Annotated in this window: 14 protein-coding genes; 12 read left to right on the top strand and 2 right to left on the bottom strand. The window is 57.4% G+C overall.

Translation table 11 applies throughout. The annotated features are described in order from the left end of the window. Positions 1-5 precede the first annotated feature (5 nt). From ACOTWU_RS05750 to ACOTWU_RS05770, 5 genes are read left to right on the top strand one after another with little or no spacing between them, the layout of a single operon-like run. Positions 6-776, top strand: a complete 771-nt coding sequence (locus ACOTWU_RS05750) for an alpha/beta fold hydrolase (protein WP_126498836.1) — start codon at positions 6-8, stop codon at positions 774-776. Continuing rightward, the gene (locus tag ACOTWU_RS05755) at positions 760-1,554 is read left to right on the top strand and encodes an SDR family oxidoreductase (protein ID WP_126498776.1); all 795 of its coding nucleotides are present in this window, start codon (positions 760-762) and stop codon (positions 1,552-1,554) included. Before ACOTWU_RS05750 ends, ACOTWU_RS05755 begins: the two co-directional genes overlap by 17 nt. Before the next feature lie 9 nt (positions 1,555-1,563). Next, complete coding sequence (locus ACOTWU_RS05760) at positions 1,564-2,334, top strand: aspartate dehydrogenase (protein ID WP_126498777.1); 771 nt, start codon at positions 1,564-1,566, stop codon at positions 2,332-2,334. A gap of 9 nt (positions 2,335-2,343) precedes the next feature. Beyond that, positions 2,344-3,813 carry an aldehyde dehydrogenase gene (locus ACOTWU_RS05765; RefSeq protein WP_126498778.1) on the top strand — a complete coding sequence of 490 codons (1,470 nt, stop codon included), beginning with the start codon at positions 2,344-2,346 and terminating at the stop codon, positions 3,811-3,813. Positions 3,814-3,826: 13 nt separating this feature from the next. Then, the gene (locus tag ACOTWU_RS05770) at positions 3,827-5,467 is read left to right on the top strand and encodes a thiamine pyrophosphate-binding protein (protein ID WP_126498779.1); all 1,641 of its coding nucleotides are present in this window, start codon (positions 3,827-3,829) and stop codon (positions 5,465-5,467) included. An 88-nt stretch (positions 5,468-5,555) separates the two neighbouring features. On the opposite strand, the gene ACOTWU_RS05775 is transcribed toward ACOTWU_RS05770, so the two are convergent. Both ACOTWU_RS05775 and ACOTWU_RS05780 read right to left on the bottom strand, forming a co-directional pair. Next, complete coding sequence (locus tag ACOTWU_RS05775; protein ID WP_126498780.1) at positions 5,556-6,824, bottom strand: OprD family outer membrane porin; 1,269 nt, start codon at positions 6,822-6,824, stop codon at positions 5,556-5,558. 210 nt (positions 6,825-7,034) lie between these two features. After that, entirely contained in the window at positions 7,035-7,793 is a 759-nt protein-coding gene (locus ACOTWU_RS05780) for a M48 family metallopeptidase (protein ID WP_126498781.1), read from the bottom strand. 270 nt (positions 7,794-8,063) lie between these two features. Here ACOTWU_RS05780 and tkt point away from each other — a divergent pair, with 270 nt between their 5' ends. The 7 genes from tkt (at position 8,064) to ACOTWU_RS05815 (ending at position 15,722) form a co-directional block, all read left to right on the top strand. Further along, positions 8,064-10,055, top strand: a complete 1,992-nt coding sequence (gene tkt / locus ACOTWU_RS05785) for a transketolase (RefSeq protein WP_126498782.1) — start codon at positions 8,064-8,066, stop codon at positions 10,053-10,055. Between the two features lie 315 nt (positions 10,056-10,370). Further along, positions 10,371-10,814 (top strand): PTS mannitol transporter subunit IIA, encoded by a 444-nt coding sequence (cmtB, locus tag ACOTWU_RS05790; RefSeq protein WP_023295399.1) that lies wholly within the window; start codon positions 10,371-10,373, stop codon positions 10,812-10,814. A gap of 27 nt (positions 10,815-10,841) precedes the next feature. Further along, the gene (locus ACOTWU_RS05795) at positions 10,842-12,221 is read left to right on the top strand and encodes a PTS mannitol transporter subunit IICB (RefSeq protein WP_126291047.1); all 1,380 of its coding nucleotides are present in this window, start codon (positions 10,842-10,844) and stop codon (positions 12,219-12,221) included. Positions 12,222-12,244: 23 nt separating this feature from the next. Beyond that, on the top strand, positions 12,245-13,522 hold the full coding sequence (locus ACOTWU_RS05800; RefSeq protein ID WP_126498783.1) for a zinc-binding dehydrogenase: 1,278 nt from the start codon (positions 12,245-12,247) through the stop codon (positions 13,520-13,522). Next, entirely contained in the window at positions 13,519-14,490 is a 972-nt protein-coding gene (gene glpX / locus ACOTWU_RS05805) for a class II fructose-bisphosphatase (RefSeq protein ID WP_126498784.1), read from the top strand. Before ACOTWU_RS05800 ends, glpX begins: the two co-directional genes overlap by 4 nt. A gap of 15 nt (positions 14,491-14,505) precedes the next feature. Further along, positions 14,506-15,015, top strand: coding sequence for an MltR family transcriptional regulator (locus tag ACOTWU_RS05810; protein WP_015571811.1), 510 nt, complete (start codon positions 14,506-14,508; stop codon positions 15,013-15,015). Continuing rightward, positions 15,012-15,722, top strand: coding sequence for a nucleoside/nucleotide kinase family protein (locus tag ACOTWU_RS05815; RefSeq protein WP_047733985.1), 711 nt, complete (start codon positions 15,012-15,014; stop codon positions 15,720-15,722). Before ACOTWU_RS05810 ends, ACOTWU_RS05815 begins: the two co-directional genes overlap by 4 nt. Positions 15,723-15,845 lie beyond the last annotated feature (123 nt).

The raw sequence follows: 15,845 nt of genomic DNA on the forward strand, positions 1-15,845 counted from the left end.
GCATGATGACGGGTTTTCGTGAACAGGGAAGCGGCATCCCGCTGATGCTGCTGCACGGGATCAGCTCCGGCGCAGCCTCCTGGCACAAGCAGATGGCGCTGAACGGCTTTCGCGTGCTGGCGTGGGACATGCCCGGTTACGGCGAAAGCCCGATGCTGGCCGTTGAGCGGGCAAACGCGGGGGATTACGCCGACGCGCTGGCGGCCATGCTGGATCGCGCCGGTGTCTGGCAGGCAGTGCTGGTCGGCCATTCCCTGGGGGCGCTGGTGGCCAGCGCCTTTGCGGCAAAGTTCCCGGATCGCGTCATTCATCTGGTGCTGGCCGACGCCGCGCAGGGGTACGGCAATGCCGCGCCGGAGCAGCGGGAGCAGGTCTGGCGCAACCGCGAGCAGCAGATGGCGCTGGGGGGCGACATCCTCGCCCAGACCCGCGCCGCGAAGCTGCTGCGCCCCGGCGCGCGCGCGGAAGATATCGCCACCGTCGCGGCGGGCATGAGGGCGCTGCGCCCGGAAGGCTATCTCGCTGCCGCGTGGATGCTGGCACATGACGACATTCACGGCTGGCTTAAACGCTACTCCGGCACGTTTGAAGTCTGGTGCGGCGAGCAGGATGCCATCACCCAGCCGGAACTGGTTCAGGGTCTGGCGCTGCGCTACGGCATGCCGTTTATCGCCATTCCGCAGGCCGGGCACGCCAGCTATCTCGATAACGACGCGTTTTTCAACCAACAGCTTTTACGCATTAACGAAGAGGTGCGCGATGAATGCACACATTGACGGGCGCGTAGCGGTAGTCACCGGCGGTTCGTCCGGCATTGGCTTTGAAACGCTACGCTTGCTGCTGGCTGAAGGGGCGAAAGTCGCCTTCTGCGGCCGTGACGCGGATCGGCTCGCCAGCGCCCATGCGACGCTGCAAAACGAATTTCCCCACGGGGAGATTTTCGCTTACCGCTGCGACGTGCTGAACGCCGACGAAGTTCAGGCCTTTGCGGATGCGGTGCAGGCGCGCTTTGGCGCGGCGGATATGCTGATCAACAACGCCGGGCAGGGCTACGTGGCGCACTTCCATGACACCCCGCGCGAGGCGTGGCTGCACGAAGCCGAACTCAAACTGTTCGGGGTGATTAACCCGGTGCAGGCGTTTCAGCCTCTGCTGGAGCAGTCAGACATTGCCTCTGTTACCTGCGTCAACTCCCTGCTGGCGCTACAGCCGGAAGAGCACATGATCGCCACCTCTGCCGCTCGTGCCGCGCTGCTGAACATGACGCTGACGCTGTCGAAAGAGCTGGTGGGCAAGGGCATTCGCGTCAATTCCATACTGCTCGGCATGGTGGAATCCGGCCAGTGGCAGCGCCGCTTTGAAAACCGGGCGGACAAAAGCCAGAGCTGGCCGGAATGGACGGCGGATATCGCGCGCAAGCGCGGCATTCCGATGGCGCGCCTCGGCAAGCCGCAGGAGCCCGCGCAGGCGCTGCTGTTCCTCGCCTCGCCGCTGGCCTCGTTTACCACCGGCGCGGCGCTGGACGTTTCCGGCGGCTTCTGCCGCCATCTGTAAGGACACATCATGAAAAAGGTAATGTTGATTGGTTTTGGCGCCATGGCGCAGGCGGTGATTGAGCGCCTGCCCGCCGGCGTGGCTATCGGCTGGATCGTGGCGCGCGCGTCTCACCATGCCGCCATTCACGACCAGTTTGGCGATGCGGTTGAGGCGCTGACATCGCCGATGGCGTGCGCACAAACGCCGGATCTGGTGCTGGAATGCGCCAGCCAGCAGGCGGTGGCCCAGTACGGGGAAGAGATCCTGCGTCGCGGCTGGCATCTGGCCGTCATTTCCACCGGCGCGCTGGCGGACAGCGCGCTGGAGCAGCGTCTGCTCGCTGCGGGCGGAAAACTGACCCTGCTTTCCGGTGCGGTGGCCGGTATCGACGGGCTGGCGGCGGCGAAAGAGGGCGGGCTTGAGCGCGTTACCTATCAGTCGCGTAAAAGCCCGGCCAGCTGGCGCGGCAGCTATGCCGAGCAGCTTATCGATCTGAATGCGGTGTCAGAGGCAAAGGTCTTTTTTGAAGGCAGCGCCCGCGAGGCGGCGCGGCTGTTCCCGGCGAACGCCAACGTGGCGGCGACCGTGGCGCTCGGCGGCGTCGGGATGGACAACACCCGCGTGCAGCTGATGGTTGACCCGGCAACGAAACGCAATACCCACACGCTCCACGTGGAAGGATTGTTCGGCGAGTTTCATCTGGAGCTGAGCGGACTGCCGCTGGCTTCTAATCCAAAAACCTCCACCCTGGCGGCACTGAGCGCGGTGCGCGCCTGCCGCGAGCTGGCCCTGAGCTGAGGAGTGACGATGGACGATCTGAAGATTTTTATCGGCGGCCAGTGGCGACACGGCGGCGGCAACCCGATGCAGAGCCACTTCCCGGCAGACGGGTCGATCAACGCGACGCTGAATGCCGCCAGTCTGGATGACCTGGAGGAGGCGGTAGCCGCCGGAGAGCGCGCCTGGCGCGATCCCGCATGGCGTAACAGCCCGCCGCATATGCGCGCGAAGATCCTGCATAAGGTTGCCGATCTCATTGAATCCCGCGTCGACGCGCTGGCGCAGATGCAGAGCCGTGATAACGGCAAGCCGCTGGCGGAAGCGCGCGGGCTGGTGATGAGCGCGGCGGGAACGGCGCGCTATTTCGCCGCCGCCTGCGAGCTGCTGGAAGGGGAACTGCCCACGCCGCGCCAGCCGGATCTGCTGACGCTGAGCCGCTATGAGCCGCTCGGCGTGGTGGCGGCCATCACGCCGTGGAACTCGCCGATTGCCAGCGAAATGCAGAAGGTCGCACCAGCGATTGCCGCCGGGAACGCGGTGATCCTCAAGCCGGCCGAAGCCACGCCGCTGATGGCGCTGGAGCTGGCGCGGATTTTTGAACAGGCCGGGCTGCCCGCCGGGCTGCTGAGCGTGCTGCCGGGCAAAGGCTCGGTGATTGGCGATGCGCTGGCGCGTCATCCTCGCGTGCGCAAAATTTCCTTTACCGGCGGTACCACCACGGGCCGTCATCTGGCGCACGTGGCGGCGGAAAAACTGATCCCGGCCTCGCTGGAGCTGGGCGGCAAATCGCCGACCATTGTGCTGGAGGATGCTGATATCGAACAGGCCGCGCGCGGGATCTGCTATGGCATTTTCAGCTCGGCGGGGCAGGCGTGTATCGCCGGGTCGCGGCTGTTTATCCACGAGAGCATTTACGCCCCGCTGATGGCGAGGCTGCTGGAATTAACTCGCGGGCTGCGCGTCGGACACCCGTTTACCGACGGCGTGCATGTCGGACCGCTGATCGGCGAAAAACATCGCCAGAGCGTGATCGAGTACGTCGAACTGGCGAAGCGTGAAGGGGGCCGCGTGCTGTGCGGCGGCGAGATCCCCGCCGATCCCGCGCTGGCAAACGGCAGTTTCTTCCAGCCAACCATCATTGAAGGGCTGACCAACCGCGCCCGCGCCTGTCAGGAAGAGATCTTCGGCCCGGTGCTGGTGGCGATGCCGTTTCGCGATGAAGCCACGCTTATCCGCGAGGCGAACGACTCGGTTTACGGCCTGGCGGCGGGGATCTGGACGCGCGATACCGGGCGCGCCCTGCGTCTCAGCGAGCAGCTGGAGGCTGGCACGGTGTGGATCAACACCTACAAGGTTTTTGCGATTTCGACCCCGTTCGGGGGCTTTAAAGAGAGCGGTCTGGGCCGCGAGAAGGGTATCCAGGGGCTGAAAGCCTGGATGCAACAAAAGAGCATTTATCTGGCGACGGGTAACAGCGTCAACCACTGGTGCGACTGAGAAAGGGTGAGCAATGAGCGAAATGATAACCGTCGGCGACGCCATCGCCAGAACGCTGGAGCAGTATCAGGTTGAGGCCATCTACGGCGTCATCTCTATTCACAACCTGCCGATCGCGGATGCGGTTGGGCAGCGGGGCAATATCCGCTTTGTGCCTGCGCGCGGTGAAGCCGGTTCCGTCACCATGGCCGATGCCCACGGGCGCTTTTCCGGTCTCGGCGTGGCGCTGACCAGCACCGGCGCGGGGGCCGGGAACGCGGTAGGCGCGCTGGTGGAAGCCATGAATGCCTGCACGCCGCTGCTGCACTTAACCGGGCAGGTGGAAAAGGCCTGGCTGGATGCCGACACCGGGTTTATCCATGAAACCCGCGACCAGCTGACCTTCCTGAAGGCCAGCTCAAAGCGGGCGTACCGCATCAGCAACGCCAGCCAGGCGATAGCGATTCTGCATAAAGCGATTCAGGATGCCCAGACGCCGCCGTGCGGGCCGGTCTCCGTGGAAATCCCGATTGATATTCAGGGGGCGAAAATTCCGCTGTCGCTGGTGACCGCCCCGGTGAAACCGGTGTCGGGTGTAAGCGTTGATGCGAGCGTTGTCGATACGCTGTGGGCGCAGCTGAAGCAGGCAAAACAGCCGCTGCTGTGGCTGGGCGGCGGGGCGCTGGGCAGCGCTGACGCCGTGAAAAAGCTGGCGGATGCGGGCATCACCGTTATCTCCAGCACCCACGCGCGCGGCGTGCTGCCGGACGGCCATCGCGCCAGCCTGCGGGCGTTCCACAACTCGCCGTCGGTTGAGGGGCTCATCGCGCAGTGCGACTTTACGCTGGTGGCGGGCTCGCGCCTGCGCAGTAACGAAACCCGTTCATGGACGCTCGAGCTACCGCATCCGCGCGTGCAGATTGATATCGACCCGGCGGCGGCCAGCCGTAACTACCTGATGGATAACACGCTGGTCGCCGACTGTTCCGCGTTGCTTAGCGCGCTGGCCGACAAGGCCCAGGGCCGCGAGTGGGGCAACGCGCAGTGGGATGCGCAGGTGCGGCAGGCGGTTGAGCAAGCCGAGCAGGGGCTGCGCGAGCAGTGCGGCGCCTACGCGAAGCTCAACGACGCCATCGAGAAGGCGCTGCCGAAGGACGGCCTGCTGGTGCGTGATATCACCGTGTCCGGCAGCCTGTGGGGAAGCCGACTGTTCCGCGCCAACGGCCCGCTGATGAACATTCACTCTCTGGCCGGGGCGATAGGCATGGGCCTGCCGATGGCGATCGGCACCGCGATTGCCAACCCGCAGCGCAAGGTGGTGGGGCTGGTGGGCGACGGCGGCCTGAGTCTGAATTTAGGCGAGCTGGCGACGCTGGCGCAGGAGAAAGCCAACGTGACGCTGCTGATCATGAACGACGGGGGCTACGGGGTGATGCGCGGTATTCAGGATAAATATTTTGGCGGGCGTCAGTATTATAACGCGCTGCATACGCCGGACTTTACCCTGCTGGCGCAGGCGATTGGCCTACAGGCCTGGAGCGTTGAGCGGGCTGAGGACTTTGATGCGGTGATGACGGAAGCGCTGGCGATGCCGGGGCCGTCGGTTGTGGAAGTGCGGATGGGGCAGATTGGCGCCCTTAAGTTTGCGGGGCCGCCGCAGAAGACGCTTTACTAGCTGTTTCCCCTCATCCCAACCCTCTCCCACAGGGAGAGGGAGAAAACGGTAGGCCGGGTAAGGCGAAGCCGCCACCCGGCTTTTTTCATCAGAACACGTTAAACGGGTATTCCACGTAGGCGCGGATCTCGTCCCCGCCCACGTTGTACTCGCTGGCGTTGCTGGAGACGCGCAGTACGGAGTAGCGCAGCTTCAGCTTCAGATCTTTCGCCGGGCCATCCTGCACCTGGTACTGGATCTGGTTAAACCACTCGTGCTCTTTGCCATTGCTGGTTTCAGAGGTTTTGATGTTATCGCCGCGCACGTAGGCGGTGGTCCAGCTCAGGCCCGGTAAGCCAAGGCCGCCAAAGTCCAGACCGTAGGATGCCTGCCAGGAACGTTCATCTTCGCCGTTGAAATCAGACCAGTAGGAGTTCGCCAGCCAGATGGTGTTACCGCCGTCACCCACGCCGCCTTTGTCGCGATAGCCGCCGTAGTTGTAGCCGGTACTGCCGCTGCTCTGCTGGTACGCCACTTTGAACGTGTGAATGTCCCAGATATAGCTCGCCGCCAGGCTCCAGATGGTGTTGCTGCGGCCCGTGTCGAGGCTGTCCGCGTAATCCTGGTCGAGACGGGAGTTATAGCCGTTGAAGTCGAGCACCAGCTGCTGCCCGGTACTGAACGGCTGTTTGAAGTTCATGCCCAGGTACTGCTTGTTCATCACCTCTTCGTTATGAGAGGCGTACAGCGCGCCGCTGAACTGGTCGTTAAACTGATAGCTCGCACCGCCGAAGGAGAGGCTCTTCAGTCCGCTGTCGTGGCGGTCATCGCTTTTACGCTGCTCGTCGGTGAAGTAACCGGCGTTGACTTCCAGACCGTCAATCTCTTTCGAGGTCAGCATGGCGCCGGTGTAGCTTTCAAACAGCAGGCGGGAGCTGTCGGCATTCACGATGGGCAGCTCAGGGCGCTGATTCCCGTAGCTCAGTACGGTATTCGAGATGCGCATTTTGGCGGTTGCGCCAAACTTTGCCAGATCGGATTTTGCCCGGCCATCATCTTCCTGTTTAAAGAAGTCGATGCCGCCTGCGCCGCTTTTTCCACGGCCGCCGTCCAGGCGCACGCCGTATTGAGCAATACCGTCCACACCAAAGCCCACGAGCCCTTCGGTATAGCCGGATGCAAACGTGGCGATGATCCCCTGACCCCATTCGGCTTTGTCCTGCTGGCCCTGGTGGTAGTCGCGGCTGATATACGCATTGCGTAAAAACAGATCCAGATGGCTGTCGTCAATAAAACCCTTGCTGTCGGATTGCTGGCTTGCGGCGGCAGGTAATGCGGCAAATAAACTTAAAGCAATTAATGATAATTCTTTTTTCACGGAGGGAACGTCTCTGTCTGGATATATTAATTTAAATAACTGCGAAAGAGATAATTACCGGAAAAAATTACCTTTGCAATAATTATGTGACCAGACATTTCAGTGTGACAGGGCAGAGTTGGCGGGGCTTTCAGGGGTTTTATCGATACGTGCTTTTAAGTTAACAATTCATGCGAAATAAAAAGGAGGCAAAACTGCCTCCTTCTGAAATTATTTAATTCCGTCTGCCGCCATACGGTCGCGAATATGCTGCGCGCGCTCAACCGAGGCCGGGTGATCGTCAAACATGGAGCTTTGACGGCCCTCTTCCAGCTTGGCCAGTTTTTCGAAGCTGGTGGCTAAACCTGATGGATTGATGCCGCGTTTGCGCAACAGATCGTAGGAGTAGTCGTCCGCCTCGGACTCCTGGCGCTGGGAGAACTGCGAGTTGACCAGCTTCTCGCCCATATCGCCAATCTGAGACTGAGACAGGCTGCCGACGATGCCGCCCGCGGAGGCCGCCGCCGCACGAACGGCGTTAGTACCCAGCGCAACCTGCATGCCTTTCTTCACGTGACCCAGTGCAACGTGGCCCATTTCGTGGCCGATCACCGCTTCGACTTCGTTGTCGGTCATCATGTCCATCAGCCCGCTGTAAACGCGGATACAGCCGTTCGCCATCGCAAAGGCGTTGACGTCTTTCGCCATATACACCTTGTAGTTCACCGGCTGACCGTTAATGTTGTCGCCCAGCGCGGAAGCAATCTTATTCAGACGCTGCGTATAGGTACTGTTAGCCGGGGCGAGGGTGGCTTTTGCATCCATATCTTTACAGGCCTGGTCGCTCAGCGTTTTAACCTGCTCATCGCTCAGGGAATACGCCTGGAAGGCCTCGGCCCCTGACGACATCAGACCGTTAGAATCCATATTTTGGCAGCCGCTCAGCAGGAGCGTTGTACCCAGGGCCAGCACTATTGCACGCATTTTCATTATGTTGCTTCCGTACTCGTTAATCTGAATAAAATCCGAAAAGTGCACCGTCAGCGAAGCCGGTGAGGCTAAGTATAAGGAATATCGACAGGGGCGGGCGAGCAGATTGCGCAACATGCGAGCATGATCCAGAGATTTCTTAACACGCAAAAGAATGCTCCATGTACATGACTTGCGGCTTGGGTTACATTGTTGGCACTTTTTTCCGGCGTAGCCCAAAACGCGCTGTCGTCAAGGGCATGGCCTTTAACAGTCCGATCTGGAGTTAAAATGTCCTCACGTAAAGAGCTTGCTAATGCTATTCGTGCGCTGAGCATGGACGCAGTACAGAAAGCCAAATCCGGCCACCCGGGCGCCCCTATGGGCATGGCTGACATCGCCGAAGTCCTGTGGCGTGATTTCCTTAACCACAACCCGCAGAACCCGGCATGGGCAGACCGCGACCGTTTCGTGCTGTCTAACGGCCACGGCTCTATGCTGATCTACAGCCTGCTGCACCTCACTGGCTACGATCTGCCAATCGAAGAGCTGAAAAACTTCCGTCAGCTGCACTCCAAAACTCCAGGTCACCCGGAAGTGGGCTACACCGCTGGCGTTGAAACCACTACCGGTCCGCTGGGTCAGGGCATCGCTAACGCCGTAGGTATGGCGATTGCAGAGAAGACCCTGGCGGCGCAGTTTAACCGTCCTGGCCACGACATCGTTGACCACTTCACCTACGCCTTCCTGGGCGACGGCTGCATGATGGAAGGCATTTCTCACGAAGTGTGCTCCCTGGCAGGCACCCTGAAGCTGGGTAAACTGGTTGCGTTCTACGACGACAACGGCATCTCCATCGACGGTCATGTTGAAGGCTGGTTCACTGACGACACCGCCGCACGTTTCGAAGCCTACGGCTGGCACGTTGTGCGCGGCGTTGATGGCCACGATGCTGACTCGATTAAACGTGCCGTAGAAGAAGCGCGCGCCGTGACCGACAAACCGTCCCTGCTGATGTGCAAAACCATCATCGGCTTCGGTTCTCCGAACAAAGCGGGCACTCACGACTCCCACGGCGCACCGCTGGGCGACGCGGAAATTGCACTGACCCGTGAAGCGCTTGGCTGGAAACACCCTGCCTTCGAAATCCCGTCTGAAATCTACGCTCAGTGGGATGCGAAAGAAGTGGGCCAGGCGAAAGAAGCGGCCTGGAACGAGAAGTTCGCGGCATACGCGAAAGCCTTCCCTCAGGAAGCGGCTGAATTCACCCGTCGTATGAAAGGTGACATGCCGTCTGACTTCGACGCGAAAGCGAACGAGTTCATCGCGAAGTTGCAGGCGAACCCATCTAAGATCGCCAGCCGTAAAGCATCTCAGAATGCGATCGAAGCGTTTGGCCCTCTGCTTCCAGAGTTCCTCGGCGGCTCCGCTGACCTGGCGCCATCTAACCTGACCCTGTGGTCCGGATCTAAGCCAATCAACGAAGATACTGCCGGTAACTACATCCATTACGGTGTACGTGAATTCGGTATGACCGCGATTGCCAACGGTATCGCTCTGCACGGTGGCTTCCTGCCGTACACCTCTACCTTCCTGATGTTTGTGGAATATGCACGTAACGCCGTACGTATGGCTGCGCTGATGAAACAGCGTCAGGTGATGGTCTACACCCACGACTCCATCGGTCTGGGCGAAGATGGTCCAACCCACCAGCCGGTAGAGCAGGTGGCTTCCCTGCGCGTGACCCCGAACATGAGCACATGGCGTCCATGTGACCAGGTTGAATCTGCGGTGGCGTGGAAATACGGCGTTGAGCGTCATGATGGCCCGACCGCACTGATCCTCTCCCGTCAGAACCTGGCGCAGCAGGAGCGTACCCCAGAGCAGCTGGCAAACATCGCGCGCGGTGGTTACGTGCTGAAAGATTGCGCAGGCCAGCCTGAGCTGATCTTCATCGCTACCGGTTCTGAAGTTGAACTGGCCGTTGCCGCATGGGAAAAACTGACTGCCGAAGGCGTGAAAGCGCGCGTGGTCTCCATGCCGTCTACCGATGCGTTCGACAAGCAGGATGCCGCGTACCGCGAATCCGTACTGCCTAAAGCGGTCTCCGCTCGCGTGGCAGTGGAGGCGGGTATTGCTGACTACTGGTACAAATACGTGGGCCTGAACGGTGCTATCGTCGGTATGACCACGTTCGGTGAGTCTGCGCCGGCTGAACAGCTGTTTGAAGAGTTTGGCTTCACCGTTGAGAACGTTGTCGCTAAGGCGAAAGAACTGCTGTAAACCTCCCAATGAGGCAGAACGGGTCGCTCAGGCGGCCCGTTTTTTATTTCTTTGGTATTTTTTTTGGTTATAACAATACATATTTGGTGATTTATATCACAAATACGTAAAGTCGTGATGTGTGTAATTTGCAATGGGTATCACATATATAGACTTGCTTTTTTATTTTTCGTTTTTAACGATTTGTTTTTGTTCGTTTTATTAAAATACAGTCTGACACTCTCGCTATTTTCTCCCCGTTTGATTTCATTTTACCGCAGGCGTATTTTGTTTTTAGCGATACGTTGTACCCTAAAAATAAAATAAGGATGATATATGCGGTTAATTGATTATTTCCCTGAATCCTCAATATCAATAAAATCCGCAGCAAAGGACTGGCAGGAAGCCATTGATTTGTCCATGTCGTCTTTGCTGCAAAATCATTATATTAACGCTGGTTATATTGAAGCAATTAAAACCTCGACGCTTACTAATGGTCCTTATTACATTCTCGCTCCGGGTGTAGCGATGCCTCATGCCCGTCCGGAGTGCGGTGCCTTAAAAACAGGTATGTCATTAACGCTTCTTAAACAGGAAGTGCAGTTTGCCGACGACGATGAGCCCGTGAAATTACTCATTGGTTTATCGGCGGCGGATGCGGATTCACATATCGGCGCTATCCAGGCATTAAGCGAATTATTATGTGAAGAAGATAAACTGTCGGCGTTGTTAACCGCTAAGTCAGAAAAGCAGTTGGCGGATATTATCGCTCGCGCATAATTATTCTCTCCTTTACAGGACATTATTATGGAACACAAGTCTGCTCGTGCAAAGGTCCAGGCTTTTGGGGGCTTTTTGACTGCAATGGTCATCCCGAATATTGGCGCTTTTATTGCCTGGGGATTTATTACCGCATTATTTATTCCAACCGGCTGGATGCCAAATGAGCATTTTGCCAAAATTGTCGGTCCGATGATCACCTATTTATTGCCGGTGATGATTGGCTCTACCGGTGGACACCTGGTTGGTGGCAAACGTGGGGCGGTGATGGGGGGGATCGGCACTATCGGCGTGATTATCGGCGCGGATATTCCTATGTTCCTCGGCTCAATGATCATGGGGCCACTCGGCGGTCTGGTGATTAAGCACATCGATCGGCTGCTGGATAAACGCATTCCCGCTGGTTTTGAGATGGTCATCAACAACTTCTCGCTGGGTATTGCGGGCATGCTCCTCTGCCTGCTGGGATTTGAAGTGATCGGCCCTGCGGTGTTAATTGCCAATAACTTTATCAAAGAATGTATTGAAGCACTGGTGCATGCGGGCTATTTGCCGCTGCTGTCGCTGATTAACGAACCGGCAAAAATCCTGTTTTTAAATAACGCTATCGATCAGGGTGTTTATTATCCGCTGGGAATGCAGCAGGCTTCCGAAACGGGTAAATCCATCTTCTTTATGGTGGCCTCCAACCCCGGGCCGGGATTAGGTCTGCTGCTGGCTTTTACTTTTTTTGGCAAAGGGATGGCAAAGAAATCAGCCCCTGGCGCGATGATTATTCACTTCCTGGGCGGCATTCACGAGCTCTATTTCCCTTACGTACTGATGAAACCGCTGACGCTGATTGCGATGATCGCTGGCGGCATGAGCGGAACGTGGATATTTAATTTGTTGGGCGGCGGGCTGGTTGCTGGCCCAAGTCCGGGTTCGATTTTCGCCTATCTCGCGTTAACGCCTAAGGGTGCTTTTCTCGCAACGATTGCTGGCGTAACGGCAGGCACGCTGGTCTCTTTTGCAGTCACCTCCCTGATCTTAAAAATGGATAAAAGTCATGAAGCTGAAACGGAAGATACTTTCAATGATTCTGCCAAAGCCGTAAAAGCCATGAAGCAGGAAGGCAAGTTTTCTTATCGGGATATTAAGCGCATCGCTTTTGTCTGCGATGCCGGAATGGGCTCCAGCGCTATGGGCGCGACGACATTCCGGAAACGTCTGGAAAAGGCCGGGCGAGATATCGACGTAAAACATTACGCCATCGAAAATGTGCCTGACGATGCGGACATTATTGTTACCCATGCCAGCCTGGAAGGGCGCGCTAAACGGGTCAGTGACAAACCGTTAGTGCTGATAAAAAACTATCTCGGCGATCCGCAGCTTGACGATCTCTTTAAGCATTTAACGGCGAATTAATCTATCTGGTTCCTGGAGTCATTATGAAAACGAAAGTGGCTGCCATTTATGGCAAGCAGGATGTTCGTATCCGTGAATTTGAACTGCCCGAAATAAGCGACAATGAACTGCTGGTGAGCGTAATTTCTGACAGCGTTTGTTTATCAACCTGGAAGGCAGCGAAATTAGGCAGTGAACATAAACGTGTGCCGGACGATCTGGAAAAACATCCGGTCATCACCGGACATGAATGCGCCGGGGTGATTGTTGAGGTCGGGAAAAATCTGACCGGAAAATATAAAAAAGGTCAGCGCTTTGTTTTACAACCGGCAATGGGATTACCGACCGGTTATTCTGCTGGCTACAGCTATGAATATTTTGGCGGCAATGCGACGTATATGATTATTCCAGAAGTCGCGATTAATCTGGGCTGCGTTTTACCTTATCACGGCTCCTATTTTGCGGCGGCTTCGCTGGCGGAACCCATGTGCTGCATTATCGGCGCGTATAACGCCAATTATCATACGACGCAATATGTCTATGAGCACCGGATGGGTGTGAAGCCGGGAGGTAATATTGCGCTTCTGGCCTGCGCCGGGCCGATGGGAATTGGCGCTATTGATTATGCGATTAACGGCGGGATTCAGCCGTCGCGCGTTGTGGTGGTGGATATTGATGAGGCCCGCCTCGCGCAGGCAAAAAAATTACTGCCGGTTGCGCTGGCGGCACAAAAGGGTATTGAGCTTATCTATGTCAATACCTCCGAACTGGAGAACCCTGCCGCTACGTTACGCGCATTAACTGACAATGCAGGCTTTGACGACGTGTTTGTCTATGCCGCGGTTCCGGCGGTCATTGAACTGGCAGACGATCTTCTCGCCGAGGACGGGTGCCTGAATTTCTTCGCCGGACCAACGGACAGCAATTTCAAGGTGCCATTTAATTTTTACAACGTCCATTACAACAGTACCCACGTGGTGGGCACCTCCGGCGGTTCGACGGAAGACATGAAAGAGGCGATTGCGCTGAGTGCAACGGGTCAGCTCCAGCCGTCGTTTATGGTGACCCACATCGGCGGCCTTGATGCGGTGCCGCATACGGTGCTCAATCTGCCGGACATTCCTGGTGGCAAGAAGCTTATCTATAACGGTGTCACCATGCCGTTAACGGCCATTGCCGATTTTGCCGAAAAGGGTAAAACCGACCCGCTTTTCCGGGAGCTGGCAAGGCTTGTGGAAGAGACTCACGGCATCTGGAATGAAAAAGCAGAGCGCTATCTTCTGGCGCAGTTTGGGGTGGATATTGGGGAGGCTGAGGCATGATGTCTCTGGCGTGGCCGCTCTTTCGCGTGACCGAACAGGCGGCGCTGGCCGCCTGGCCGCAAACCGGGTGCGGCGATAAAAACCGAATCGACGGGCTGGCGGTAACCGCCATGCGTGAGGCGCTAAACGCGATAGCGATTCGCGGGCGTATCGTTATCGGCGAAGGTGAGATTGACCATGCGCCAATGCTGTGGATTGGCGAGGAGATCGGCAGCGGCGTCGGCCCGGCGGTGGATATTGCCGTCGATCCCATCGAGGGCACCCGCATGGTGGCGATGGGGCAAAGCAATGCGCTGGCTGTGATGGCGTTTGCGCCTGAGGGCAGCCTGTTTCATGCCCCTGATATGTACATGAAAAAACTGGTGGTTAACGCAGCGGCAGCCGGGGCAATCAGCCTCGCTCTCCCGCTGGCAGAGAATCTTCGCAACGTTGCCCGGGCGCTGGGCAAGCCGCTGGAGCATCTGCGGATGGTGACGCTGGACAAACCGCGCCTGCAAAATGCAATTGCCGAGGCGACGCAACTGGGCGTGAAAGTGTTTGCGCTGCCCGATGGCGACGTCGCCGCCAGCGTTCTGACCTGCTTACAGGATAATCCCTATGATCTGATGTACACCACAGGCGGCGCGCCGGAAGGGGTGATCTCCGCCTGCGCGGTGAAAGCGCTGGGTGGCGATATGCAGGCGGAGCTGATCGATTTTTGTGAAGCGAAAGGGGAGAGTCCTGAGAACCGTAGGGTCGCCGTGCAGGAGCACCGTCGCTGTGTGGAGATGAAGGTGGAAGTCAATCGTATCTATACCCTTAGCGAACTGGTAAAGGGCAATGACATCCTGTTCAGCGCGACGGGCGTGACGGGCGGCGAACTGGTTAAAGGTATTCAACAGGTTGCGAAGGGTGTGCGCACGCAAACTTTACTGATCGGCGGCGCAGATCGAACGTGTAATATAATAGACTCTCTGCATTCACGGTGATTTATCGAGATACAAATGACGACACTGACAGAAGACGATGTGCTTGAGCAACTGGATGCTCAGAATAACCTCCTCGCATTTATGACGACGGCACAGTCTTTTTTACTCCAGGGCATTAAATGTTTTCTGCCGTCGCTGTTTGTCGATAACGATGAAGAGATCGTGGAATATGCAGTGAAGCCGTTACTCGCCCGGAGTGGGCCGCTTGATGACATCGATGTGGCGTTACGCCTGATCTATGCGCTGGGGAAAATGGAAAAATGGCTCTACGCCGATATAACGCATTTTTCGCAGTTTTATCAGTATCTTAACGAGCAGGATACGATCCCTGGCTTCGCCGATGACATCACCTGGGATTTTATCAGCAACGTTAATTGCATCACCCGTAACGCGACGTTATTCAGCGCGCTGGAGTCGATGAAATTTGCTGACTTTGCCGCATGGTCTGAGGTGCGCTTTACCGCAATGATCAAGACGGCGCTCACCCTGGCGGTAACAACAATTTTAAAGGAACTTACGCCGTGAAAATTGGGCTAACGGTCAATGGGCTATATGTAGAAGCACATTATCCTGACGACGAAATTGAAAATGTTCATAAGCCTTTGCTGCGGCAACTGGCGAAACGGCATTTCGCCAGCGCCAGCAGACGTACGATTGTTTTTCTCAGCGCCCCGCCCGGTACGGGCAAGTCCACGCTGACCGCCTTCTGGGAATATCTCTCTCGTCAGACGGAGGGGCTCGCTCCGATTCAGACGTTGCCAATGGATGGATTTCATCACTACAACGTCTGGCTGGAAGCGCATAACCTGCGCGCGTACAAAGGCGCCCCGGAGACCTTTGATGTCGACAGGCTGGCGCAACATCTGCGGCAGATAAAAGAGGGCGACGGTACCTGGCCGCAGTATGACCGGCAAACGCACGACCCTGTCGAAGAGGCAATCGTGGTAACGGCCCCTGTCGTGATTGTTGAGGGTAACTGGCTGCTGCTCGATGACGAACGATGGCGAACGCTGATGGGATACTGTGATTTTTCATTGTTTATTCGCGCCCCCGCCGAAGCCTTACGTACGCGCCTGGTTGGACGTAAGCTGGCCGGCGGACTCTCTCAGGCCGACGCCGACGCGTTTTATGCGCGCACCGACGGGCCAAACGTGGAGCGTGTTTTGCGTCACAGCCGTCCTGCCAATGTTGAACTGATGATGTCGGCAAATGGCGAATACCGACTCGTCTGATCCTCAGCGGCTTTCAGTGGGGGCGCCGGTCGACCCGCCGCGTTTTTACGTGGCGGGAGGAAAAGGGATTATTCCGGAAAAATGTGATGGAGATCAGATAAAATCGCTCTTAATCTGGACAGA

Origin of the sequence: Enterobacter cloacae complex sp. GYL001 (assembly GCF_049237125.1) — a bacterium.
In the GTDB taxonomy this organism is placed as follows: domain Bacteria; phylum Pseudomonadota; class Gammaproteobacteria; order Enterobacterales; family Enterobacteriaceae; genus Enterobacter; species Enterobacter hormaechei_C.